The following is a 25460-nucleotide window of genomic DNA, read 5'->3' on the forward strand; positions in this document are numbered from 1 at the left end:
CTTATTCATTCAAAATAGGGAAATAACAACTTAAAATCCAACTTGGGACTATGTATAAAGCAATATCGTTCTGGATACTTTCACTCCTGCTGCTGAGCTGGGGGTGTGGCCAGGCAAACCGGGAAAGTGAAAAGCAGGAAACGACAAATGCGCCGGCCGACAGCCCGGCACACAACCGGAAAACCATTGTTTTTTTCGGCAATAGCCTGACTGCAGGGTACGGATTGAAAATAACTGAGGCGTACCCTGCCCTTATCCAGGCCAGGATTGATTCGCTGGATTTGCCCTACCAGGTGGTTAATGCAGGCGTGAGCGGAGAAACCACCGCTTCGGGGAATAGCAGGATCGACTGGATCCTGGAAAAAAAACTGGACGTTTTCTTTCTCGAGCTGGGTGGGAATGACGGATTGAGAGGGATACCGGTGGCAGAGACAGAAAAGAACCTGCAGTCCATTGTTGATAAAGTGAAGGCCAGGTACCCGGATGCGAAAATTGTGCTGGCCGGTATGCAGGTGCCCCCCAATATGGGCGAAAGTTACACGAAGGCATTTGCCGATATTTACCCGGAACTGGCCGGTCGGAATAAGCTGTATCTCGTACCGTTTCTTCTCGAAAAAGTAGGGGGAGAAAGGGCGCTCAACCTGGCCGACGGCATTCATCCGACCGCGGAGGGACATAGGATTGTAGCTGATAATGTATGGTCGGTGCTGCAGGGAATTCTATAGAATGAATAGAATCCACAATGTGTGTAGTAGGATGTTGACGGGCCGGGAACGGTCTGAAAATAAAACACCCGCCTAGGATGCCCCAAGCGGATGTTTAAAACTATACACACACTATGCTGCGAATTTATATAAAAAAATGCAATAAATAGGTGTTGATACATCAATTTTATTACGATTTACGTTAGAAAAGAGGATTTCCCGGGTAAGCCGGTCCCGCTTTTGGAAGGGATACTTCCCGTTTTGCTTCGGTAAAAAATTGTGTATCAGCTGGTTGCTTTCACTGTAAGACGGGGGGCAACCATTGGATCCGGTAGCCGGCCCTTTCAATTTTTTTTAAAAAAGTTACCTGCCTTTTCGAAAAGCGAATAATTTCTACCTCCAGCTTTTCCCGCATTTCGGTGTAGGTAATCCTTTCAATAAGAAATTCGGTGACGTACTTATATTCCAGGCCGTAGCGAATCAGGCTTTCAGCGGGGAGGCCTTCGTCGAGGAGGTGCTGCACTTCTTGGATCAGACCTTGTTCTATCCTTTGAGTTAGCCTTTTTTCTATTTTATGACGTCGAAGAGCGACGGACGGGTTGAGGCCTATTACGAGGACCGAGGGAGCCTCGTCGCCCGGAAGCCCGCGAAGGTGATTGAGCGCCGATTCTATGTACAGGCCGCTCCCGCCACAGGCGATCGCGATCTTATTTTTTTTTCTCAAGAGATCATATGCGTGCGCGAAATCTTTCTGAAATTCATATACCGAATACGGAGCGCCTGGTTCCAGCAGATCGATCAGGTGATAGGGGATATCGCTACCGTTAATCCGATACTCACTCAGGTCCTTACCCGTTCCGAGGTCCATACGCCGGTACACCTGGCGCGAATCAAGGCTGATAATTTCCCCACCCAACTCGTATGCCAGCCTTACAGCCAGGCTGGTCTTTCCGGAAGCTGTGGGACCTACAACAAAAATTATATCATAGGGTGGGGAGCCGGTGAGGCGGGGCTTCACGGGAGCGGGCGTTTCGGGCCGGTCAAACTTCCTGACCAATTTCAGGTTGCCGGCGTTGGCTATATGAACCAGGTTTTCCCTGCCTTCCAGGAGAATTTTGTTATCTAACCTGTGAAGAGCGTAGCGCGCATAATTTCGTTGGTCTATAACAAAATTGATGGGCGGTGATTCGGCAACAAGGCTGAATCCAATTTTCGAAAATCCTTCTCCTGAAGACCATTCGCGGTCTACGTAGGTCATTATGTCGTCAATGGGATAAGCCTTGACAAACTGACCGATCAATTTACTGAGCCCTCCTACCACGGTCGTTCCCCTGAGGCCGGCTATCCGGATCAATTCCCCGGATTTATAGGGGCGCTCTCCCTTTGTGAAGGTTTTCGGAGCGGCGAATGCAGCTACTGCCACCAGGATACGGTCAGAACCGGGTGCTGACAGCTGGGGAGGAAGAAATCTGAAGTGTTTTTTGGGGACAAAAAGCCCGAAGCGGTATCGGGCTGCGCAGGCGCCGTTCAGGTGGTGCGTATTTAAGAAATCATCAGCTGCAGGCTTGTCAATTTTTTCCACCTGCGTAATTCGGGCGGGTATCCGGTGCGATTCTCCGAGCCGGGCAAGGAGCGTCGATTTTACCAATGCATTTTTCCTGAACCATATATCTTCCCAGAGTACCAGCGGCGGGTGAGAACCGGGGGGATTGTTATGCGCCGGCAGCGGATGTCTGCCGTTCCAGGCGGTAAGCGCAATGCAGCAAACTCGGATACCCGGATCACCGGAAATGGTAAAAACGGGGTAGCCTGCGGCTGTTTCCGATGTAAACAGACGACCGGTGCCGGACAGCCACTCTTTGAAATCGCGTATAAACAGGCTTTCGGTTTCAGGCTGTTTTATTGCCATACATCAGACAAAAAAAGCCCCGGGAAGCTACTTGCTGACATAGGCATTCCCGGGGTATTGGTATTAAAGCTGTTGTTATAACATCAGGGAATGGCCCTGGTCTCTACTGAGGTTACCTTGCCTGCGGCTCTCAGCTGGTCGAGTTGCAGTGCTTCTTCCTTGGTCCAGGCTTCGCGTTTGTAGCGGTTGTTCATGTCTTCCACGAGGAGGTCCTTTCCCCAGATTACCTGGTCACGCTCGGTAAAAACCGGCACAAATTCGTCGTGGCGCAGGTAGATGGCCTGCTTCGGGCATGCCTCTTCGCACAAGCCGCAGAAAATACAGCGGAGCATATTGATTTCATAAACCGCGGCATATTTTTCCTCCCGGTACAAATGCTCTTCGCCTTTGATACGTTCTTCTGCAACCATTGAAATGGCCTCCGCCGGACAGGCAACGGCACAAAGTCCGCATGCCGTACAGCGTTCGCGGCCCTGCTCATCTCTTTTCAGGATGTGGCGTCCGCGAAAAACAGGACCCAGGTAACGCTTTACTTCCGGGTATTGGATGGTTACCTTTTTGCTAAAAAAATGCTTGAGCGTGATGGCAAGCCCTTTCGCGATAGCCGGCAGGAACAGGCTCTCACTGAAAGTCATGGTTTTGTTGCTTACCTGTTTTGATCTATTGGTCAACTGCATGGTTTCGATACAAAAAGTTGTTTATTGGAGCAAAGCTGTCAGCCAGGGCTTCAGCAGCAGTATGCCGGCACCGGTGATCAGGATGTTTACCAGCGCCAGGGGAATCAGCTTTTTCCAGCCCAGGTCCATCAACTGGTCGTAACGGAAACGGGGCAGTGTCCAACGCACCCACATAAAGAAGAAGATAAAGGACAGCGCCTTGAGGAACAAAACGGCGGTACCGATCAGTGAAGCCAGGTTGTGCCCGGTAGTAGCGCCGAATGCACCCGTGAGCTGCGTATACACCCAATCCATTCCCGGGTAATTATACCCTCCGAAATAAAGCGTGGACATGAAAGCCGAAGATACAAAAATGTTGATGTATTCCGCGAAAAGGTAGAAACCAAGCTTCATACTGCCGTACTCGGTGTGATACCCGCCTACGAGCTCGGTTTCGCACTCGGGGAGGTCAAACGGTGTACGGTTGCATTCTGCAAAAGCACATACGAGGAAGATGATAAAACCGAGCGGCTGATAAAAAATGTTCCAGTTACCACCGTGCTGTTGTGCGACAATTTCCTGCAGGGAAAGCGAACCGGACATCATGAGGATGGCGATAATGGAAAGTCCCATAGCCACTTCGTAGCTGATGTTCTGGGAAGCCGCGCGGATAGCGCCCAACAAGGAAAATTTGTTGTTCGATGCCCATCCGCCGATCATGATTCCGTAAACGCCGAGTGCTACAATGCCGAACACATAAAGCACACCGATGTTGGTTTCCACCCCCTGCATGGCGATAGCTTTTCCGTCATAAATAAAGGTGTTCCCAAACGGAATAACCGCACTGGTCATCAGCGCGGTGATCATGGCAAGGCCCGGACCTGCAATAAAGAGCCACTTGTTGGCCTGCCTGGGAATAAAGTCTTCTTTAAAGAACATTTTTCCGGCATCTGCCATCGGCTGTAACAAACCGCCCCAGCCGGCGCGGTTCGGCCCCGGCCTGTCCTGGATAAAGGCGGCCACTTTTCGTTCAGCCCAGGTTGAATACATGGCAATGACGAGGGTCAGGCCAAACACAACCAGGATGACAACAGATTTGATAATAAGTTCGGTAAGTTCCATTTCTTGTACGCCTGAAAAATCTAATGTTTAGGCAATTATTGGTATTAGTCCTGAGCGGTTGACCTTTCGTTGGCCAGTTTATTGTTTTCGATGCTCAACTGTCGGATGGTGTCCTCTTCCGTAATGTACGGCCTGGAGTCATCTATTTTTTTATACTGGCCTTTGGCGAGCTTCAATGCAAAGTCGGGTTTAGCGATCAGGTTTTTGCCATATTTGTTTGCTGAAATAACCGAGCTGCGCTGTACCTGCGTCGGGCCTTCGATGACCCAGTCTTTGGTTTCTTTTTTCTCGAAACGACAGGTGTTGCAAATGAACTCCTTCAGTTCTCCCCAGATATTCTTTCTGCCGGTAACCCTGATTACTTCGTCGCCGCGGTACCAGAGTGTAACATGGCCGCTGCATTTTTCGCAATTCCGGTGTGCGTCGACGGGTTTCGAAAACCAGACCCGGTTTTTAAAACGGAAGGTCTTGTCAGTCAGTGCACCTACCGGGCAGACGTCTATCACATTTCCCGAAAAATCATTGGAAATAGCCTTTTCAATGTAAGTGCTGATTTCGGCATGGTCACCGCGGTTCAGTACACCATGTACACGCTGGTTGGTAATCTGGTCGGCGGTAAACACACAGCGGTAGCACAGGATACACCGGTTCATATGCAGCTGGATGTACGGGCCCAGATCATGCTTTTCAAAAGTCCGTCGCTCTTCCTGGGTCCTGGTATCTACGACACCGTGCTCAAACGCAAAATCCTGGAGGTGACATTCCCCGGCCTGGTCGCATATCGGGCAGTCCAGCGGGTGGTTGAGCAGGAGGAATTCGACGATCCCTTTCCGGGTTTCGAGAACGGCCGGGTTGGTTGTATTTTCTACCACCATACCATCCTGAACCTGGGTGATGCAGGATGGGACCAGTTTCGGCATAGGCCTGGGATCTTTTTCCGAACCGGCTGCTACCTTTACCAGGCAGGCCCGGCATTTTCCGCCGCTGCTCTTCAAAGGTTCGTAGTAACACATGGCAGGAGGTACCTTATCGGCGTGCTGCGCGTCCGCCTCCGCAATCTTCCTTGCGGCGTTCATGATGGTAGTTCCCGGGGGAACACTGATTTCGATCCCATCAATAGTGACCTTCAGCAAGGGCGTTTGAATCGCTTCCATTTGTCTATATGCTCTTCTTAGGGGGAATTCCCCTTTTTTAGTTCAAAACTGCTTCTGTCGGGTACACAGCACCGGGCCTGGTAGCCTCCACCGGGTGGGTGATATGCCACTCGAATTCGTGCCTGAAATGCCTGATTGCGCTCGCTACAGGCCAGGCTGCGGCGTCTCCGAGCGGACAGATTGTGTTGCCTTCTATTTTTTTCGATACGTCTACCAGGAGATCAATGTCAGACTGCGTGCCGGTGCCGTGTTCGATGCGGTGGAGAATTTTCTCCATCCAGCCCGTCCCTTCGCGGCAGGGGCTGCATTGCCCGCACGATTCGTGCCGGTAGAAATGAGCGAAATTAAGCGTATTTTTAACGATACAGGCTGTTTCATCGAATACGATAAAGCCGCCGGAACCCAGCATGGTCCCGGTTGGGAATCCGCCATCCGACAGTGATTCGTAGGACATCAGCCTGGGTTCATTGTTGGCAGTTTTGGTAATGAGGTGTGCCGGAAGAATGGGCACCGACGATCCGCCGGCAACCAGTGCTTTCAGGTAGTGCCCGTCGCGGATACCGCCGCAATATTCGTCGGAGTAAATAAATTCTTCTACAGGAACGCCCAGCACGATTTCATATACACCGGGCTTCCGGATATGACCGGATGCCGAAATCAGCTTGGTCCCTGTGCTGCGTCCCACCCCGATGGCGGCATAGGCATCACCGCCGTTGTTAATGATCCAGGGGGTATTGGCGATAGATTCTACGTTGTTTACGACGGTAGGGCATTGGTACAGCCCTTTTACTGCGGGGAACGGAGGCTTGTTTCGCGGATTTCCGCGTTTGCCTTCGAGCGATTCCAGCAATGCGGTTTCCTCGCCGCAGATATAGGCGCCGCCGCCGGCCTGTACCACCAGCTCGAGATCGTAACCCGATCCGAGGATGTTCTTACCGAGAAACCCGTTGGCTTTTGCTTCGGCAATCGCTTTTTCGAGAATGGCAATTACATAGAGCAGCTCTCCGCGCACATAAATAAATGACTTATTGGCGCCCAGCGCAAAGCTGGAAACGATCATCCCCTCGATTAGCAGATGCGGGATTGATTTCATCAGGTAATGGTCCTTGAAAGTCCCCGGCTCCGATTCGTCGGCATTGCAGACCAGGTACCTGGGTACTCCCTCCGGTTTGGCGAGGAAACTCCATTTCATCCCCATCGGGAACCCGGCGCCGCCCCGTCCCCGGACGCCCGATTTTTTGACCTCCTCGACTACTTCATCGGGTGTCATGGTTTTGATAGCCTTTTCAACGGCGGTATAGCCGCCCAGTTTGCGGTAAACATCGAAGGTTTCTATCCCCGGCTCGTTGATATGTTGGGTTAATATTTTCAAGGCTTCCTTGTTAAAAATTCTTGATTCAATTGTACATGGATGTCTCCCGGCGCAGCACGTTGCAAACGTTCCGCAATGCAGGGTTTATTGACCCGACAATTCGTCGATAATCTGATCGACTTTTTCGTTGGTCAGGTTCATGTAATATTTTTCCCGGATCTGGAAAACGGGCCCCCAGCCGCATGCCGCCAGGCACTCTACTTCCTTAAGCGTGAACCGGCCGTCAGCAGTTGTCTGGCCGGTTTCAATGCCGAGCCTCTGCTTCAGGTGATCGTATACTTTTTCACCGCCCATCAGGCAGCAAGGGCCGGTGCGGCAATATTCTATCACATGTTTGCCCACGGGTTCAAGATGGAACATGGTATAGAACGTAGCTACTTCATAGACTTCAATGGGCTGAATGGAAAGCATGGTCGCAATGTAGTCCATCGCTTCCGGGCTCACCCATCCCCATTGCTTCTGTACCACGTGCAAAAGCGGGATCAGCGCCGATTTTTGTTTTCCTTCGGGATACCTGGCGATGATTTCCCGGGCTTTCTCCAGGTTCTCAGGCGAGAATTCAATATCTGTTGCTTGGGTTGCCATATTTGCTTGGCTGTGAATCTTTTTAAAATATTCGCTTATGCGTCCAGTTCACCGGCGATCACATTGAGGCTACTCATGATCATGATTGCATCGGAAATGGTAACACCTTTACACATTTCCGGGAAGGCCTGGTAATAAATAAAACTTGGCCGGCGGAAATGCAGGCGGTAAGGAGCGCGCCCACCGTCACTGATCAGGTAAAAACCCAATTCGCCGTTACCGCCTTCTACCGAGTGATAGACTTCTCCTACGGGGGCGTCTATTTCGCCCATCACGATCTTAAAGTGATAGATAAGGGCTTCCATTTTGGTGTAGACATCCTGCTTGGGCGGCAGGTAGAATTCTGGCGCGTCTGCGTAATAAGGGCCCTCAGGCAGGTTATTGAGGGCTTGCTCAATAATCCTGAGGCTTTGCCACATTTCTTCGCCGCGTACCATAAACCGGTCGTACGTGTCACCGCTTTGACCGACGGGTATATCAAATTCAAAGTCTTCATAAGAAGAGTACGGATTCATCACCCGTACGTCGTAGTCAACACCCGCAGCGCGCAGGTTGGGACCTGTAAACCCGTAAGAAAGTGCTCTTTCGGCGGAGATCGGACCAACGTTGATGGTACGGTCCATAAAGATCCGGTTCCGGTTAAAGAGGTTTTCGAATTCTTTCAGTACAGGCGGAATGGATTTGAGGAGTGCCCTTATTTTTTCGATGGCAGTAGAGGAAAGATCTCTTTCCATTCCACCGAAGCGTCCCATATTGGTGGTAAGCCGGGCGCCGCACATTTCCTCGTATACCTCGTAAATTTCCTCGCGTTTTTCCATCAGGTAGAGGAAGCCGGAGAACGCGCCGCTGTCAACCCCTAAGATACCGTTACAGATGAGGTGGTCCGCAATTCGGGCCAGCTCCATCATAATGACCCTGATGTATTGCGCCCGTTTCGGTACCTCAATTCCCAACAGTTTTTCTACGGTCATGTGCCAGCCAAAATTGTTGATTGGCGACGAACAGTAGTTCATCCGGTCGGTCAGGGTGGTAATCTGGTAAAACGGTCTTCTCTCCGCTATTTTCTCAAATGCGCGGTGAATATAGCCAATGGTTTGTTCGCCGGAAATAATTTTTTCCCCGTCCATCTGCAGGATATTCTGGAAGATTCCGTGCGTGGCGGGGTGGGTAGGACCGAGGTTGAGCGTAGTAAGCTCCTCGACCAGCTCTGGCTGATTGAGTCTGGAAACCTGATTCTGCTCTGAAACAAGATCTATTTCACTCATTTTGCAATTTCTTTATCGGCCAAACAAGGCATCAATTTTGTCACTACGGGTCGCGTCTTCGAGCGGGTATTCTTTCCGCATCGGGTGGTAATCCATCTCTTCGATGTTGAGGATACGCTCCATTTTAGGATGACCGTCGAAGAGAATGCCAAAGAAGTCGAAAGTTTCACGTTCCATCCAGTTGGCGGATTCGAATAAGACGGTGGCTGTCGGAATATGGATGTCGTCTTTGGAGAGGAAAACCTTTACCCTGATCCTGAAGTTGTTTACCAGGCTATGAAGATGATAAACGACTGCGAACTCCCTGCCTGGTGCGTCGGGGTAGTGAATGCCGGTGATGTCCGTCAGAAAGTTCACCTGGTAGTTCGCGTGATCTTTCAGATAGCCAAGCAGCGGGATGATATTTTCGCGGGTAGTAGTAAAGGTGAGCAATCCGAAGGGCTGCTCAAAATCAGAAACCCGGTCTTCAAATTTTTCAGCGATATGCTCCGCTACTTCCTGGTTCGTTAGCATTTGGCGGATTATTGGATGTTATAGGAAGCCATGAGCTCCTGGTACTGTTCATCGTTTCTTCTTCGAAGGGACTCGTTTTGAGCCAGGTGCTGGACTTGCATAAGCCCTTCGAGTATTTGTTCGGGCCGTGGCGGGCATCCGGGGACATACACGTCTACGGGGATGATCCGGTCAATTCCCTGAAGTACGCTGTAAGTGTCGAAAATTCCGCCGCTGGAGGCACAGGCGCCGACTGCCACTACCCAACGGGGTTCGGCCATCTGGATGTACACCTGCTTCAGGACGGGGCCCATTTTTTTTGCGATTGTCCCCATCACGAGGAGCAGGTCGGCCTGCCGGGGTGAAAAGCTCGGGCGTTCGGAACCAAACCTTGAAATGTCGTAGTGCGCTCCCATGGTTGCCATGAATTCAATTCCGCAACATGAGGTAGCGAATGGAAGCGGCCATAGCGAGTAGCTGCGAGCAAGCCCGATAACCTGATCGAAAGAAGTCGCAAAGAACCCGGCTCCACTATGCCCTGCCGGTGCTTCAACCATTTTTACCGGTTTCATGCAATATTTACTGGTTTTAAAATCAACTTTAAATAATGAGGGAGGTCTAGTCCTCCCATTTCAATACGCCCTTTTTGAACTCGTAGTAGAGCCCGAAAAGGAGAATCCCGAGGAAAATAGCCATTGCCGAAAGGCCCGTCGCTCCTATTTCGCGGAAATTTACGGCCCACGGGTACATAAAGATAACCTCTACATCGAAGAGTACAAAAAGAATGGCGACCAGGAAGTACTTGACCGAAATAGGCGTCCTCGCATCCCCCAGACTTTCAACACCGCATTCAAACGGATCGTCCTTAACTTGCCCTTTCCTGCTCGGGCCGATCAGGTGGGTCACCACCAATGTGCCACCCACAAAAGCAACCGCCAATAGAAATTGTACCACGATCGGTAAATAATCCATTGGTAAATAGGTATTGTTCATAATTCCTTACTTTGTACAGGTAATGGGAAACGATATGCAGCGCTGGTTTACAGGCAAAATTACAATAAAGTCAAAATTACTGGCTCCCGCAGAATCTACCAAACGGCATTCTTTATTTAGAACAAGCATAAAATAGCCTTTCGTTTGAAACGAAAGGCTATTTGGGGAACTACTTTTTTATTTCATGACAATCCGCTTGATCAGCTCCTGCTGTTCGGTTGTAACTTTGATAATGTACATCCCGGCAGAGAGCGGAAACCGGACGGGCTCGCGGCGTTTGAGTTCTGCGAAGGTCTTTTGTCCTACATTTTTGCCAAGCATATCGAAAACCGTTATTGTTACATTCTTTACGGGTTCCCTGCTTTCAATATAGATCAACTGGCCGGTAGCCGGGTTGGGGAAGAGAACGATATCTTCCTCGGCCTTCATGACATAGGTGAACGGTTCGGAAACTTCGGAAGGGCAGGTCAGTGTTTTTGAGCCGCCGGTACTGAATTGTGCCAGCGCCTGAACTGTGTAAACCGCGCTTTCACCTGTTTCCTGTGCGGATACTTTGTAAATATTCTGGGTGGCCGATGCCAAAGGCTTTGCGTCTTTCGTCCACTTATAGGTTGCTTTTACAGGGTCACCCTCCATATTCGCAATAATGCTGAAAGGGCCGGCGTAACCGATCACCGGTTTGGCGACTTCAGGCAGAATCGTAAGCTTCCGGGTTTCGGATATGTCTGATACACAGCCTATAGGGTTCTTTGCCTTTACAGTATAAGAACCTGATTTTTCGGCCTTGAACTTGCTTCCTTTTCCCACTTCTTCCGTTCCGAGCATCCAGGTGTAGTCGTTGGTACCGTTGGTGGAAAATTGAAAGCCCGTCGCGGCGCAGGCTGTCGCGTTGTCGGTCGGCAGGATTGACGGGGTCGCCGGCTTCACTGATTCGACACGAACAGGGCTGGTGGTTACCGTCATACCCTGTGCATTTTTCAGCGTGGCAAAATAAGTCCCTCCCGACGTAATCGTGATGTTACGTGAGGTGGCGCCGTTCGACCATTTATAGGACGTATATCCTTCCGGAAGCTCGAGTGTGGCCGACGTATTGTTTGCCGCACATTTGGCAGTGATCGCCGGGATACGGGCAGGGGTGAGCGGTGTTATGTTCTGGAAATAATTTATATCCATTACCGAAAACCACGCGTGGGCGAGGGTGATCATTGACTCGCGACTCGAGAAATGGACGCCGTCGGCCCGTGGGTTTCCCAATTGGTCGGTTTCCGGCCCCCTGGTTACTCCGTTAAAAGCCGTTCCGAGAACATCATTCTGGGCATCTATGACGCTTTGACTGGTGAAACTGCTGCCGGGTGTGTAGTCGGGAGACGTTCGGGAAGTCCGGGCGATCGTCCAGATAATTCTCTTACCCACGTCAGAGGCCAGCTTGTTTAAAAGAAACTGCAGGTGGGTGGCATATTCGGAACGGGAAGTGTGAAGCGGGTAGGTGTCCGTTTCGCCCTGCATCCAAAGGATGCTTCTTACCCCGAGGGTGTTGGCGTAATGCCTGACCGAAATCGAGAGGTTGCCATATGGCATGGAAGGCGGGTACTGAAAGCCGCCGTATGCATTAAAGGTGGGTTCATTCCTGGAGCTTTGTGCCCAGTTTTTTATCGACGTTCCCTCCCAGGAGGCATTGATAAAGAGTACAGGTACATTGAGCTGCTCCACCAGCTTGTCACCCAAAGTGCCCCAGCACCAGGACCCCTGGCCCATAGGAGACAAAAAGGCGTCGGAGGTGTTGAGATGGGCGAATGTTGGCGGATTGGGGTCTGCGAGCGAATTTTGTGTATTCTGATTGTTGTTGATGTAGTTGACGCGTTCATCTTTTGCAGGTGGACCGTAAGGAAGGCTCCGTAGTCCCTGCGCGTTTGATTGTCCTGCAATAATGAATACTTCGCCTACTCCCATGCGGTTCACAGCCGCCTGTTCAACTTCCACTCCTCCCAGCATTCCGCGAACCTGCACAGTATACCAGCCGCCGATCAGCTTGAGTTCGCCGGAGAAAACGCCCCCGCTAGGGACATTCGGCAGGGGAGCCCATTCTGTACCAATTCCCTGGCCGGGGTAGACCGGCACGGCTCTCACTTCAATTTTGTCAACCGGGCTGGAATAGGTACCGGCCACTATAATGGTGCTGTAACCCGTTACATCCCTTTGATAAACAGCCCGTTCGGAAGGATAATCAATCCGGATCGCGGCATTTGCGAATGAGGGTAAAAAGGCAACCAATGCCAGCACAACAAGCTTATTAAAAAGGGAGGAAGAGGTCGTGGGAGATTGAAATTGATCAATCGGATCGTCAGTATATTTTGACATGGTGTTTTTTATAAAACCGATAACTCCGGGACTCGGGAATTTAGCGTGGCAAATTTACAGAATATTCTGTTCAACCGGGTGATAGGACGGAAAAATGGTGGTTCAAAGTGGTTAGTTCGCTACTATTAATTTTTCCGAAGCCTTAAAATCGGGCGCCTGGATACGGATAATATAAATGCCTGATAATCCGGGCGGCAGCGTGAGCTCGATCGGTACCAGTATTTTGTCAAATTGGTAGCGGGCCATCTCGATGCCCTGCATCGAAACAATGGTTACAACCGCCCGGGAAATTTCCTGCGATGTTTCCACTTTTACCGTGCGGCCCCGGTTCGGATTCGGAAAAACATTCACCTGTGGCGCACCCGGAACAAAAACGAATTGAATGGCTTCGGAGTATGCAGACAGGCAGGTCAGCTGATCGGAATATCTGATAAAAGACTGGGCCCGGTACTGGCCGGTTTTGCTGATCCTGATGCTGCCGTCGGTCGTTTCGGGGACAGGTTGACTGTCGATTTGCCAATTGAAGGATGATCCGGGCAGGTTGTTCTGCACAAGAACGGAATAGACGCCGATTTTCTCGATGACGGGCGTCGGCGGCGTCACCTGGGCCGTTACTTTTATCATATTCGAAGGGTTCGAAAAACAGCCGTTTTCAGCTACGGTCCTGGCGGTGTAATTGCCGCTTTGGTTTACTTTTACATTAGCTGTGGTGGCGCTTGTACTCCAGATTACCGGTGCCGTGCCCCCTGCCCGAAGCTCCACGTTTCCATAATCGCAAATCTCGGTAGGACCGCCTGCCGTGATGGTTGGTGGAGAGGGAATGGGCAGGATCCGCGTTTGAACAGCATCGGATTGCGGAGAATAGCAGCCGAATTCATTAATGGTCTGCACATAGAAGCTTCCTGCCGTTGTAATCGTGAGGCTCCTGGCCGAGTTGCCATTGTTCCACAGGTAGCTTTTCGAATCCGGCGCTTCCAGTACTACCTGTGAATTGGCGCAGAAAGTGGCATTTCCTACAGTATTAATCGCAGGTTTTTCTGGCAACGGGTTGACAGTGATGGAAATAATATTCGAGTTTTTTGAAAAACATCCTTTCTCATTCTTGGTCTGCACCCAGTAGTCCCCGTTTTGATTGACATTAATTTGCCTGTTGTTGGAGCCAGTATTCCAGATATAGACGTCCTCGGCGGTAGCGCTTAAGGTCGAATAATCGCCCTGGCAGAACGTGGTGGGGCGAAGCGACGTAATGGTGGGTGTGGCCGGGAGCGCGTTAACGGTGACCCGCAGCGCGTCGGAGGTATTTTTGCAGCCTTTGGCATCGGTAACCGAAACCTTGTACTCACCACTCTTTTTGATTACAACCTGCTGGCCGGTACTGTTGTCAGACCAGGTATTGCCCTGTTCGTAAGAGGATTTTAGCGTTACTTCTTCACCATCACAAAATTCCGGCGTCCGATCGGTCGAAATAGTCGGTTTAGCAGGAAGCGCATTGACCTTTACTGCAATGCTGTTCGAGTTTTCGGAAAAACAGCCCTCACTGTCGCGGGTACGGGCGAAAAACTGCCCATTGCTGCCGACTTTGGTAGCCGACTGGTTGTTGACACCGTTGGACCAGAATGTATTGTTGCCGGTATTTGAACTGAGTGTAATTTCTTCGCCTGCGCAGATTTCCGTAGCCCGGTCAGCAGTTACAACCGGGGGAGCCGGAAGCGTTTTGGCAGATTTTTCCACAGTAAAGTCCGCCGATGTTGTGCGGCATCCGTACATATTTTCAATCGAAACCTGGTAATTCCCGGGGGCCGATATCTGTACCTGTTTGCCGGTCTGTCCGGTGCTCCAAACCGGGTTCCGGTCACTTGAAGAGACAAGGGTCAGTGAGCCGCCCAGGCAAACCTCTGCTTTCCCGACCGACGTTACTGTGGGTTGCTCTATGGATAGTTCCGAGGCGGGCGGGATTCTTACCTTCGGTGAGAACCTGTAATTGCCCTCGGCGTCATACGCGCTGACCTGGTAAACGCCCTCGCCGGCATTAAGCGATGAATTATTACTGCCGGTATTCCATTTGAAATCGCGGTAAGCGCCTTCCGTGTGGATGGTAATCGAATTGTGCTCGCAGGTCGTGAAAACGGAGATCGGCGCTTTGGACAGATAGGGTACCGATCTTGAGAAGAAATCCGCGCTCAGGTAGTTGTTCCATTCCGAGGCTGCAGTGAGCAGCCCGCCGTCGGAAAAGTGATAGCCGTCCGGGCGCGGAACCTGGACTTTGTCCAATTCAGGGCCGGGAAAAATATTGCCCACGTTCTGGATAATCTGGTTCTGCGCATTGACTATCGCCGTACCGATGCCGGCGCCGCCGGTATAGGATTCCCTGGCAATTACCCACGAGATATTCCGGTTAAACTCGTTCCGGGTTTGGTTGATAAGAGCTTCCAGGTCGGCATAATAGCTTCCCTGACTGGTCCGGACGTCATTGTCGGCCTCTCCGTGCACCCATAAAATTGCCCTTATGCCGGTAATAGCAACATAATTCAACATCACCTGCCGGAGGTTGCCGTACGGCATGCCCGCCGGTTCAAACGACAGACTCGGATCGTAGACCGACCAGCCGATCCCGTTGATGCTTTCTTTCCAGGCACGCACCGCACTACCGTCCCAGGCTACGTTATAGAAAAGGATCGGTACATTCAGCCGGCTGCTGAGCGCATCGCCTAGCTTGCCCCAGAACCAGGACGATTTGCCCCGCGGGGAAATCACGTCATCGGCCTGGAGTGTGCTGAAACTGGGGTAGGGAAAAGGCTGGTTAGGCCCGGACGTGCCGTCATAGTCCGCGTGAATAACCCTTTCGTCGCTGGCCGGCTGCGCGCCGTATCCTACGCGGCCCTGCCCGTTGGATTGCCCGGCAATCAGGAAAACTTCGCCGACGCCGACCTTGTTCACAACCGCCGATCCGACTACGTTGCCGCCTGATTTCCCCCGGAGGTCGAGCCGGTACCATCCGCCTGACCAGCCGATATTGCCCGAGAAGTGTCCTTTCTGAAGACCTCCCTGGAGTGGCATCCAATTACTTTCCTGCCCCCAGCCCTGCCGGATGGGGGTGAATTTTACTTCCACCGCGTCAAGCGCCTGCGAAAAGTAACCGGCAACATAGACAGTGGCCTGGTTATTTAAATCTCTTTGAAAAACCGAGTTTTCAATTGGGTACGTGACTGTAAGTTGCCCAAATGCGAGGTGCAGTGTAAAACTGACCAGCAACGCAGTGAGTAAACAGTGGCTGTATTTCATGGCTCATAGAGTGTTTCAATCTAAGCTGAATTCCGGAAGACGGATTCGGCCTGGGGGGCAGAACGATTGCTCAACCGCTGGCAAAGATATACATACGCACAAAAGACCTGTAAAGTTTCAAAGTAATGTTACTTTGCGGTCGAAGGGGCGTTAAGCTTGGCCCAAATTTCGTCTTTTAGCCTTTCTATTCCCTCGTTGGTCATTGAAGAAATAAAAAGGGGTTTCAACGTTTCCGGAAGTTTTGCGGCCAGCTTCTCCCGGTCTTCAGCTGAAATTAAATCTGCTTTGGATACTACAAATAACCTAGGTGTGTCTAGTAATTCAGGATTGTACTCCTTCAGTTCGTTTAAAAGGGTTTGGTAGCTGTCTTCAACCTCTTCGGTATCCGCCGGGACCATGAAAAGGAGTAAAGAATTGCGTTCGATATGGCGGAGGAAGCGTAAGCCGAGGCCTTTGCCTTGCGCTGCTCCCTCAATAATTCCCGGGATATCGGCCATCACAAAGGACTGATATCCCTTGTATCGTACCACACCCAGGTTGGGTACGAGTGTGGTAAACGGGTAATCGGCTACTTCGGGCTTTGCGGCGGAGACCGAGCGCAGCAAAGTCGATTTCCCGGCATTGGGAAAGCCGACCAGCCCGACATCCGCGAGCAGCTTCAATTCAAGCACTACCCATTGTTCAGCTCCCGGTTCGCCGGGTTGGGAATGCTGCGGAGTCTGGTTGGTTGAACTTTTAAAATGGCTGTTGCCCAATCCGCCACGGCCTCCGGAAAGCAAAATAATTTCTTCGCCGGGTTCGGTAATTTCGAGCAATTGCTCACCGGTTTCGGCATCTTTTACTACGGTGCCGAGGGGAACTTCGACATATACGTCCTTCCCCTGGGCGCCGGAGCGTCGTCCACCTTCGCCTTTGTTTCCGCCGTCTGCCTTGATGTGCTTGGTGTACTTCAAATGCAGGAGCGTCCAAAGCTGGGGATTTCCTCTGACAATAATATGACCACCACGTCCTCCGTCGCCGCCATCGGGACCACCTTTGTCGACGAATTTTTCTCTGCGGAAATGTGTGGAACCGGCTCCGCCAGGGCCTGACTTAACGTTGATTTTGACGTAGTCTATAAAGTTTGACGAAGCCATTTTACCTGTTTACTGTTCACTATTGGTTTGCTGTCTTTGACTCCCGGTCCAGGATGTCGCAGATTTTGTCAAATATTTCCTCTATAGCTCCAACGCCGTTGATGCCAAAATATTTGTCCTGATCCTGGTAGAACTTCGCTACAGGAGCTGTTTTTGCATTATACTCTTCGATTCGTTTGGCGATAAGCGCTTCGTTCTGGTCGTCCGGCCTGCCCGAAGATTTTCCTCTTTCCAGCAAACGCTCCAACAAAACGTCGTCGGGAACCTGGAGGGCAATCATCATACTGATTTTCTCCTGGTGTTGCTGAAGCAACGCATCAAGTGCCGATGCCTGGTTAACGGTACGTGGAAAACCATCAAAAATAAATCCGTTTGCACCTTGGTTTGCCGTTAACTTATTTTCAATCATGCCAATTACAACTTCATCCGGTACCAGTATCCCCTGGTCCATCAGGCTTTTAGCCTTTAATCCGAGCGCAGTTCCCGCCGCAATTTCAGATCGGAGAAGATCGCCTGTTGAAAGGTGGACCAACTTGTATTTTTCGATGATGTTGGCGCTTTGGGTACCTTTACCCGCCCCCGGAGGGCCAAAAAGTACTAAATTGATCATTTTTAAACGTTAATGAGCTGGTTTATATTGAATACTGTCTGAATGGTTTAGGAATTTTACCTATGCCAAAATGCAAATGTACTATTTAGAGGTATAAAATTGCCTAATGGTTGGAATGATTGTTTGTCAGGAAGGGTATTCAACCGCAGCGCCGGTGTTTTTTTGTGCTCCTGGTTCAAGTATTCTGCGCCATCCCTCACCAATAAATCCAATTCCGTAGGCAGAAAGCTGTAGCGTGGCCGCCACGACCGAGAGTGCCGCGACATCAAGTTTTTTTGTGGTCCGCCAGGCGTCGGCAAACAACAGGATAAAATACAGCAGGTAAAGTGCCGGAATGATTTTCAGTGCCGGAACCGGTAGCAACAGCGCCAGAGGAATGGAAAGCAGGCCGACCAGGAACAACGCCGGGAAAAAGTGGACGGCCTTTAGCTCTTCGGGATAGAACCGGGCAATATTGATCCTGGCCCGGCCGAAAAATTTAAGCTGCCGGAAAAACTGGCTGAACCGGGTACGGCGTTTGTGGTAAATGAAAGCTTCCGGGATCAGCGCGCTTTTGAAACCCATCCGGATGGCCGAGATACTGAAAATAATGTCTTCTCCCATTCTCGTCACCTTAAAACCGCCGGTCCTTTCCCAAACCTCGCGGGATATCCCCATATTGAAGCTTCTCGGGTGAAACGCTCCACCCAGGTTGTTTTTCCGGCCACGTATTCCGCCGGTAGTGAAAACCGAAGTCATGGAGTAGCTGATGGCTTTTTGTATCGGGGTGAAATTGGGGTGATCGGTGTCCGGCCCGCCGTAGAAGTCGACCCGGTTTTTGTTCAGATATTCATCTACTATGCTCAGGTAGTCAGGCTCCAGCAGTGCATCGGAGTCCAGGATGATAAAAAAATCTCCCTTCGCCCTTTTCATCGCGTAGTTCCGGGTATATCCCTGGCCTTCATTTTCCTTTTCAAAATAGGAAATGTTCAGGCGGCGGCCGAAAGATTCGGCTACCCCTCGGGAAGAAATTGCCGAGCCGTCATCCACGACCACTACCTCAAACGGTGGGAGTGTTTGCGCTGCAAGGCATTCCAGGAGCTCGGCAAGCTCCTCCGGGCGGTTATAGACCGGGATAATGACAGAAAAGCGACGGGACGATGAGAGACTCATACGCTTATTGCCGGCTGATTTTTTTCAGCGCATTTTCATTCGCCTCCAGGATCAGGGCAATGTGCGCATCGGTTAATGCGGTAGAAAAGAACAGGCTTTCGTACTGCGAAGGAGCCAGGTATACACCCTGGTTCAGCATTTCGTGGAAATACCTTCCAAAAAGGGCCGTATCGGAAGTTTTCGCACTTTCGAAATCGAACACGGCCTTGTCCGTAAAGAACAGCGTGAGCATAGATCCGATGTGGTTGAGGGTGTAGGACAGTCCCGTTTTCTGTAAGCTGTTTTTTATGCCGGTCGCCAGTTTTTGTCCTATGTCTTCCAGGGTTTGATAGGTCTCCGGGTGGGTATTGAGGTAGTCGAGCATGGCGTATCCGGCCGCCATCGCGATGGGGTTCCCCGAAAGCGTGCCGGCCTGGTAAACCGGGCCCGCCGGTGATACATAGTCCATAATCTCTTTCCTTCCGCCATATGCGCCTACCGGCATCCCGCCCCCAATGATCTTGCCGAGAGTAGTCAGGTCGGGCATCACGCCGAAGCGCTCCTGTGCGCCGCCCCGCGATAACCTGAACCCGGTCATCACTTCGTCAAAAATGAGCAGAATACCGTTGCGCGTACTTAATTCACGGAGCCCTTTCAGAAACGCGGGATCAGGTACAACACAGCCCATATTGCCGGCAACCGGTTCGAGAATTATTGCGGCAACCTGGTTGGGATTGGCTTCAATTAGTTCTTTTACATGCTCCAGGTCGTTGTATCGGGCGGTAAGGGTATCGTTCGCAACACCTTTTGGCACACCGGGGCTGTCGGGAGTACCGAAGGTTACGGCCCCGCTGCCGGCGGCGATCAGAAAGCTGTCGCCATGCCCGTGGTAACAGCCTTCGAACTTGATCATTTTGTCCCTGCCGGTATATCCGCGGGCCAGGCGAATGGCCGACATCGTTGCTTCCGTACCCGAGTTGACCATCCGTATTTTTTCGACTGAAGGTACCATCAAGACGATCAGTTCGGCGATCTCCACTTCTTTACGGGTTGGCGCCCCGAAAGAAAAAGAGCGTTGGAGTGCATCAGAAACGGCTTTTTCGATAATTTCATGCGCATGTCCCAACACCATCGGCCCCCAGGAATTAATTAATTCGATATAGCGGTTGCCGTCTTCGTCGAAAAGATAGGGGCCCTTTGCCGATTTCATAAAGACCGGCGTTCCACCCACGGCTTTGAAAGCACGGACCGGTGAATTGACGCCGCCCGGAATAAATTGCTGTGCTTTATCGAAAAGTTGCTGGCTGTTTTCTCTCATTTCAATCAATGGAATTGTCTTGCAAAAAATGTACTTCGTTTAGATTAGGGCATTCTTCTTTATATTTGCCCACCTAATTGGTGGGAAATGAATTGGCCGACAATCCGCAAATATAGTTACTGCATACTTCTCCTGGTAGGATTGATCGTTTTCGGAACGCCTTTGGTTGCACAGCGCTTACCCGGCAGAATGCAATTGCCCACAGGCGGTGGCGGCGGGGGAGGAGGCGCTCCTGTCATCGACGACAGCACAAAGAATATTTACGGCCCCAAGACGACGTCCTACTTTTTCGAGGAGGATATTCTTGATAACCGTGATTCTACCCGCTATCACGTAGATACTTCGTTAAACAATTTTCACCGCTGGACGTTCGTCGACCGCGACTGGAACCGTCTGGTAGACCTCGGTAATCTTGGTACCGCCAGCCGGCCTATGTTTTTTACGCCGCGCATGAGCGTAGGCCGCCAATTGGGTTTCCGGGCTTTTGACGCCTATGCCTTTAAACCCGGTGACGTACAATACTATGATACCAAATCGCCCTATACGGACATGTACTATGTTCAGGGCGGGCTTAACCGGGAGATCCTGCGTTTCGGTTTTACGCAAAATGTGAATCCCCAGGTCAACTTCGGCATCCGGATTCAGCGGTTATCCGCTCAGCGGCAGTACGGAAGTTACCAACCCCGTGGAAAGGCGGCGTCACTGGCCAGGGACTGGTCGGTTCTTCTCCATGGCAGCTATTTTTCGAAAAACAAGAAATACGCCTTACTGGCCCATATCCGGACCATGAACCATACACAAATGGAGCAGGGTGGTGTAATATTGGAGGATTCGGTGAATTACGTTATCGGCCGGGATGACTATACCGGGCCGGCGCGGCTGAGCCCGGCGGCTAAATCCTGGTTCCGCCGCAATACGCTCCGGGTTTACCAGCAGTACCGTCTCGTCAGCGGGTTCCAGGTGTTTAATCAGCTGGAACTGGAAAACAGCGCGAACCGCTACACCGACAACCAGCCCGCAGATGGCCTTGCAAATGGTGTTTACAACCTGATTTCCGACCGCGAGATCCCTCCCGATCAGACCATTAACCATACGATTCTCGACAACAAATTCGGGATAAAAGGCGCGCTTTCCGGGTACAATTACCGTGCTTATTTCCAGGTCAGGGCACAAAAGATGCAGGGGGAGCGACACATTCCGGACTCAAACAGCGAGAAATACAGCATGAGCCGCTTTGAGCCGATCCTTGGTCTGTGGATGCAATACCGGATGAAGGACACTACCTGGCGTATTACGTCTCAGATAGAGCACGTTCTGGCCCGTGACCTGCTACTGAAAGGGCAGTTGGATATTCCCTGGGCAAAGCTCGGTTTCCAAACCGCGCTTACATCGCCGGATCTGCTCATGGGCATGTATAAAAACAGCTACCTCTATTGGAATAACCCGGACAACTCTTTCAGGCTGGCAAAGACGGTGAGTTTCACAGGAGCATTGCCGGTCAGGTTGAAACGATTTTCCGTTACCCCCGATTTTCAGTGGCACCAGCTGGTCAATTATTTATATTATGACGAAAATGCGCTCCCCGCCCAGCATGATGGAAGTTTTTCGCTCATGCGGATAGGGGCCGAAACCGAATTGGAACTGAAAAGGTGGCGATTCCGCACTTTTACCTACTATAACGAAGGGTTTGACAACCGGATTTTCCGCGTACCCAGGCTGTTTCTCAGCGGCGAGGTAAGCTTTGCCTTCACCTATGCAAAGGCGCTGGATATTCAGCTTGGTGTCTCGGGCTACTATACCACGAAATACTATGCGGATGCCTACATGCCCATGACGCAGCAGTTCCACGTTCAGAACAAACTTCAGGTAGGTAACTACCCGGTGGCAGATGTTTTTGCCAACCTGAGAATCAAGCGCGTTCTCCTGCTGTTGAAATATTCGCATGTGAACCACCGCTGGGGTTCAAACGGCGAGGGATATTTTGTTACACCCGGCTATATGGGCCTCAAACCCGCTTTTAGCTTCGGGGTGAGATGGCCGCTTTTTGATTAAGGAAATCGGGATTGGGAAATCGGCATTCGGAAATCGGAATTCAGAAATCGGAAATCGGAAGTTGGAATTCAGAAGTTGGTAATTGGAATTCAGAAATCGGAGTTTTGAACATGAGAGAGACAGTGGGACGCGGCTGATTTCTGATCTCTGATTTCCGCCCTCCCTTATCTGATTTCCGACCTCCCTTATAAATAACAGAAATGGAGTCTTTTCTTAAAAAGGTAGTCCGGACCATCCTGGAAAATCATGGCAGTGACCTGTCTGATATACAGGTTGTTGTGCCTACCAGGAGGGCGGTTTTCTTTCTTAAGAGAGAGTTGGGCAAGGCTGTGGAAGCTCCGATGCTCAGCCCCGCGATAGCCGCCGTTGAGGACTTTGTGGAGCAGGTTTCCGGACTGCTCATCACCGACCCTGTCAGCCTTCTGTTTACGCTCTTTGAAGCCTTCAGGGAAGTGGATACCCAGGTTGATTTTAATCGTTTTATGGGTTGGGGTTCCGTTTTGCTGGCTGACTTCGACAGGATCGATATGTCGATGGTCGCATCGGACAAGCTGTTTGAGTACCTGACGGAAGCGAAGGCCCTGGAACGCTGGAATTTTGAATCGGGGGAAAGAAATGTGGTCCTTACGCCCGGCACGAGGCATTTTTTTTCGCTGTTTGAAAATATCCGGAAGGTCTATACCGTTTTTCGCGCCCGGTTGGAGCAATCAGGCGTGGCCTACCCCGGCATGGCTTACCGTTATCTTGCAGAGCATCCATCCATGCTGGACGCCGCCGGGACGAAAAAGTACTATTTTGCCGGTTTCAATGCATTTACGGCGTCCGAATTTAATATAATCGGACATCTGAGCCGTGCCGGGAAAGCCGAGCTGCTGTGGGATTCCGACGCTTATTACATGGAGGCCAATACTTACCTGGAAGCAGGAAGGTACATGCGGCGCATGAAAGAAGGCCGCATATTCGGCCCGGAGTGGAGCTGGATGGGGGATGATTTGCTCCGCGCACCCAAAACAATCAATGTTTACGGAGTAGCGAACGCAACCCTTCAGACGCGGGTGGCCGGGCAGATCTACCGGTCGCTGCGGGAACAGGGAAAGGCGCAGGGCACGACCGCGATTGTACTCGCCGACGAAACGCTTCTTACGCCGATGCTGTATGCACTGGATGCCGAAGTGTCGGAGGTAAATGTGACCATGGGGCTTCCCATGAAAAATTCCATGATGTACACGCTGGTGGATGCACTGTTTGAGTTACAGGAGCATCTGGCAGTTCAGCCGCCAGGCCCGAAACGGATCCACCACCGTTACCTGGTAAAACTGCTTAGCCACCCTTTCCTCAGGCAATACGGCAAGGTTCAGCTGACCGATCCGGATAATGATTTTGTGACCGGGTTGATCTCGCTCATCAGAACAGAAAACAAGGTTTTCCTGTCGGAAGGTGAAATACGCCGCCTGACCGGCAACGATTTTCTGATTGACAGTCTGCTGAAACCCTGGCCACACCGGAACGCTGCAGGCGTTTTGGAGGCTTTGTATGAGGTCATCCGCCTTTTCAGGACGGTGTACCAGGCTCCCGTCAACCCGGTCGAGCTGGAATACCTGTATTCGTTTTATACTTTACTCGGGAAATTTGGCCAGACCATCCGGGCGCAAAATGGAGCGTTCGACCTGCAAACGGTGCGGCAATTGCTTTTTGAACAGATGCGGCAAAGCCGGATTCCCTTTAGCGGAGAACCGGTAAGCAGCCTGCAGATTATAGGGCTGCTGGAAACCAGGGCGCTCGATTTTGAGACGGTCATTATCCTATCGGTCAATGAAGGACTGCTGCCCGCCCGTAAGAAGCAAAACAGTTTGATCCCCTTTGATATCGCCCGCGAGGCCGGGCTGCCGACCCACGAGCATCAGGAAGCACTTTCCGCTTATTATTTCTACCGGTTGCTGCAGCGTTCGGAAGAGGTACACCTGCTGTATGTCAACACGCAGGACGCGATGGGTGGAGGCGAAAAAAGCAGGCTGCTTTTGCAGCTTGAGCACGAGTGGCCGCGCTTCAACCCGGAAGTAACCATTAAAAAGCACGGCGTTGGCTTTAGCGGGACCACACCCGACACGAAGCCGCAAGTCCTGCTGAAGGACGATGTAACCCGGCAGCACCTGCTTGCATATTTGAAAAAGGGGATGTATCCGACCCATATTCATACGCTTTTGAACAGCCCGCTGGATTTTTACCTGAAACACGTACTGCGGTTCGAAGAGGAAAAAGAAACAGAAGAGACCCTGGGCATGGATAAGCTGGGCTCATGGCTGCACGATTCGTTTGAAGCGTTGGATCATGCCTATTTTCTGAAACAAAAGGAGCCGGATTTTATACAGGTACAGCAGGTGCTGGAACAGGCTTACCGCAAGCTGGGCGGTTATGAAACTGCCACCGGCCTGAACAGCCTTTACTTTAAAGTCGGAACCCAGCAGTTCTGGACGTTTATGCAGGAGCAGCACCTGAAAGCCGGACACCGCTGGCCGGTCGCAACCGAACAGAATCTATCCGCAACCTTCGGGTGCCGGGTCGGAGAAACGATTGTTCCCGTAAGGATAGGCGGCAAAATAGACCGGGTGGAACTGGCCGAAGACGGTACGCTTTACGTAATGGATTACAAGACCGGAAGCGTTGATGTGAAAAGCCGGAATGTCTTGAATGCAGACATAGAAAAGTTCCTGACAACCGACACCGACTACAAAATGAACTACGTACGCCAACTTTGGCTTTACCAATACCTCGTTTACCGGGAAATGAGCAAGCCGGAAGGGTGGGAGATCGGCGGGCGAATTTTCCGGACGGAAGATCACCAGGTCAGGTCAGGGTTTTATTCGCTCAGGTCGCCGAAAAAAGTTACTGAAAACCCGCTGGACATTTCGCCTGATCCTGCTACCTATATGGCGGAAACCGAACGGATCCTCGGCCTCATTATAGGCAGAATGCTCGATGAAGAGGTGCCGTTTGGGAGGGGGGAGGTGTGAGGTGTGGGGTTTGAGATGTGAGGGGTGGGGTTTGAGGTGTGAGGGGGAACTTCGGGGAGGGGGCTTCCCGGGAAAATAGTTTTTAGCCAAAATACCTTGGAGGTGAGATGACCATGGGGACGGTCATCCTGAGAAAAAAGTTTTTTGCGAAAACACCTTGTAGCGGAGATGACAAATAAATGTTGTTTTTGGTAGTCAATGGTAGCCGGAGGCTACCATCCGGACGGTCATCCTGTAGCGCAGCGCAGTCGAAGGATCTCCTGTTGTTATAAAAATCCTATTTAAAGGATTGGGTCCGGGGAGCGAGAGA

At 51.3% G+C, this 25460-nt stretch carries 19 protein-coding genes; 3 read left to right on the plus strand and 16 right to left on the minus strand.

The window, feature by feature from the left end:
* Positions 1–50 precede the first annotated feature (50 nt).
* Entirely contained in the window at positions 51–725 is a 675-nt protein-coding gene (locus ABD852_RS09160; RefSeq protein ID WP_345028056.1) for an arylesterase, read from the plus strand.
* 277 nt (positions 726–1002) lie between these two features.
* Here ABD852_RS09160 and ABD852_RS09165 read toward each other — a convergent pair whose 3' ends face one another.
* The 16 genes from ABD852_RS09165 to hemL form a co-directional block, all read right to left on the minus strand.
* Positions 1003–2613, minus strand: coding sequence for a tRNA (adenosine(37)-N6)-dimethylallyltransferase (locus ABD852_RS09165; RefSeq protein WP_345028058.1), 1611 nt, complete (start codon positions 2611–2613; stop codon positions 1003–1005).
* An 83-nt stretch (positions 2614–2696) separates the two neighbouring features.
* Entirely contained in the window at positions 2697–3290 is a 594-nt protein-coding gene (locus ABD852_RS09170; RefSeq protein ID WP_345028059.1) for a NuoI/complex I 23 kDa subunit family protein, read from the minus strand.
* Positions 3291–3311: 21 nt separating this feature from the next.
* Positions 3312–4391, minus strand: a complete 1080-nt coding sequence (nuoH, locus tag ABD852_RS09175; protein WP_345028060.1) for an NADH-quinone oxidoreductase subunit NuoH — start codon at positions 4389–4391, stop codon at positions 3312–3314.
* A 44-nt stretch (positions 4392–4435) separates the two neighbouring features.
* Complete coding sequence (locus ABD852_RS09180; RefSeq protein WP_345028062.1) at positions 4436–5545, minus strand: NADH-quinone oxidoreductase subunit G; 1110 nt, start codon at positions 5543–5545, stop codon at positions 4436–4438.
* Positions 5546–5582: 37 nt separating this feature from the next.
* A complete protein-coding gene (nuoF, locus tag ABD852_RS09185) occupies positions 5583–6917 on the minus strand; it encodes an NADH-quinone oxidoreductase subunit NuoF (protein WP_345028063.1) in 1335 nt (444 codons plus the stop codon).
* Positions 6918–7001: 84 nt separating this feature from the next.
* Positions 7002–7502: an NADH-quinone oxidoreductase subunit NuoE gene (gene nuoE / locus ABD852_RS09190; protein ID WP_345028064.1), complete on the minus strand. Its 501-nt coding sequence runs from the start codon at positions 7500–7502 to the stop codon at positions 7002–7004.
* Positions 7503–7537: 35 nt separating this feature from the next.
* Positions 7538–8767 (minus strand): NADH dehydrogenase (quinone) subunit D, encoded by a 1230-nt coding sequence (gene nuoD, locus ABD852_RS09195; RefSeq protein ID WP_345028068.1) that lies wholly within the window; start codon positions 8765–8767, stop codon positions 7538–7540.
* Between the two features lie 12 nt (positions 8768–8779).
* On the minus strand, positions 8780–9280 hold the full coding sequence (locus ABD852_RS09200; RefSeq protein WP_345028070.1) for an NADH-quinone oxidoreductase subunit C: 501 nt from the start codon (positions 9278–9280) through the stop codon (positions 8780–8782).
* A gap of 8 nt (positions 9281–9288) precedes the next feature.
* Positions 9289–9831, minus strand: a complete 543-nt coding sequence (locus ABD852_RS09205) for an NADH-quinone oxidoreductase subunit B (protein WP_345028071.1) — start codon at positions 9829–9831, stop codon at positions 9289–9291.
* 46 nt (positions 9832–9877) lie between these two features.
* Positions 9878–10252, minus strand: coding sequence for an NADH-quinone oxidoreductase subunit A (locus tag ABD852_RS09210; RefSeq protein WP_345028072.1), 375 nt, complete (start codon positions 10250–10252; stop codon positions 9878–9880).
* Positions 10253–10429: 177 nt separating this feature from the next.
* Positions 10430–12610, minus strand: coding sequence for a T9SS type A sorting domain-containing protein (locus ABD852_RS09215; protein WP_345028073.1), 2181 nt, complete (start codon positions 12608–12610; stop codon positions 10430–10432).
* 111 nt (positions 12611–12721) lie between these two features.
* Positions 12722–15892, minus strand: a complete 3171-nt coding sequence (locus ABD852_RS09220) for a sialate O-acetylesterase (RefSeq protein WP_345028074.1) — start codon at positions 15890–15892, stop codon at positions 12722–12724.
* 128 nt (positions 15893–16020) lie between these two features.
* Positions 16021–17028 carry a GTPase ObgE gene (gene obgE / locus ABD852_RS09225; RefSeq protein WP_345028075.1) on the minus strand — a complete coding sequence of 336 codons (1008 nt, stop codon included), beginning with the start codon at positions 17026–17028 and terminating at the stop codon, positions 16021–16023.
* Between the two features lie 19 nt (positions 17029–17047).
* Positions 17048–17638: an adenylate kinase gene (locus tag ABD852_RS09230; RefSeq protein ID WP_345028077.1), complete on the minus strand. Its 591-nt coding sequence runs from the start codon at positions 17636–17638 to the stop codon at positions 17048–17050.
* Positions 17639–17764: 126 nt separating this feature from the next.
* Complete coding sequence (locus ABD852_RS09235; protein WP_345028080.1) at positions 17765–18790, minus strand: glycosyltransferase family 2 protein; 1026 nt, start codon at positions 18788–18790, stop codon at positions 17765–17767.
* Between the two features lie 4 nt (positions 18791–18794).
* Positions 18795–20087 carry a glutamate-1-semialdehyde 2,1-aminomutase gene (hemL, locus tag ABD852_RS09240; RefSeq protein WP_345028084.1) on the minus strand — a complete coding sequence of 431 codons (1293 nt, stop codon included), beginning with the start codon at positions 20085–20087 and terminating at the stop codon, positions 18795–18797.
* An 87-nt stretch (positions 20088–20174) separates the two neighbouring features.
* Between hemL and ABD852_RS09245 the strand changes: the two genes are divergently transcribed.
* Both ABD852_RS09245 and ABD852_RS09250 read left to right on the plus strand, forming a co-directional pair.
* Complete coding sequence (locus ABD852_RS09245) at positions 20175–22139, plus strand: putative porin (protein WP_345028086.1); 1965 nt, start codon at positions 20175–20177, stop codon at positions 22137–22139.
* 200 nt (positions 22140–22339) lie between these two features.
* Complete coding sequence (locus tag ABD852_RS09250) at positions 22340–25150, plus strand: PD-(D/E)XK nuclease family protein (protein ID WP_345028087.1); 2811 nt, start codon at positions 22340–22342, stop codon at positions 25148–25150.
* The last annotated feature ends 310 nt before the right edge of the window (positions 25151–25460 follow it).

The sequence above is a fragment of the Ravibacter arvi genome, from assembly GCF_039540405.1.
GTDB classification, from domain to species: domain Bacteria; phylum Bacteroidota; class Bacteroidia; order Cytophagales; family Spirosomataceae; genus Ravibacter; species Ravibacter arvi.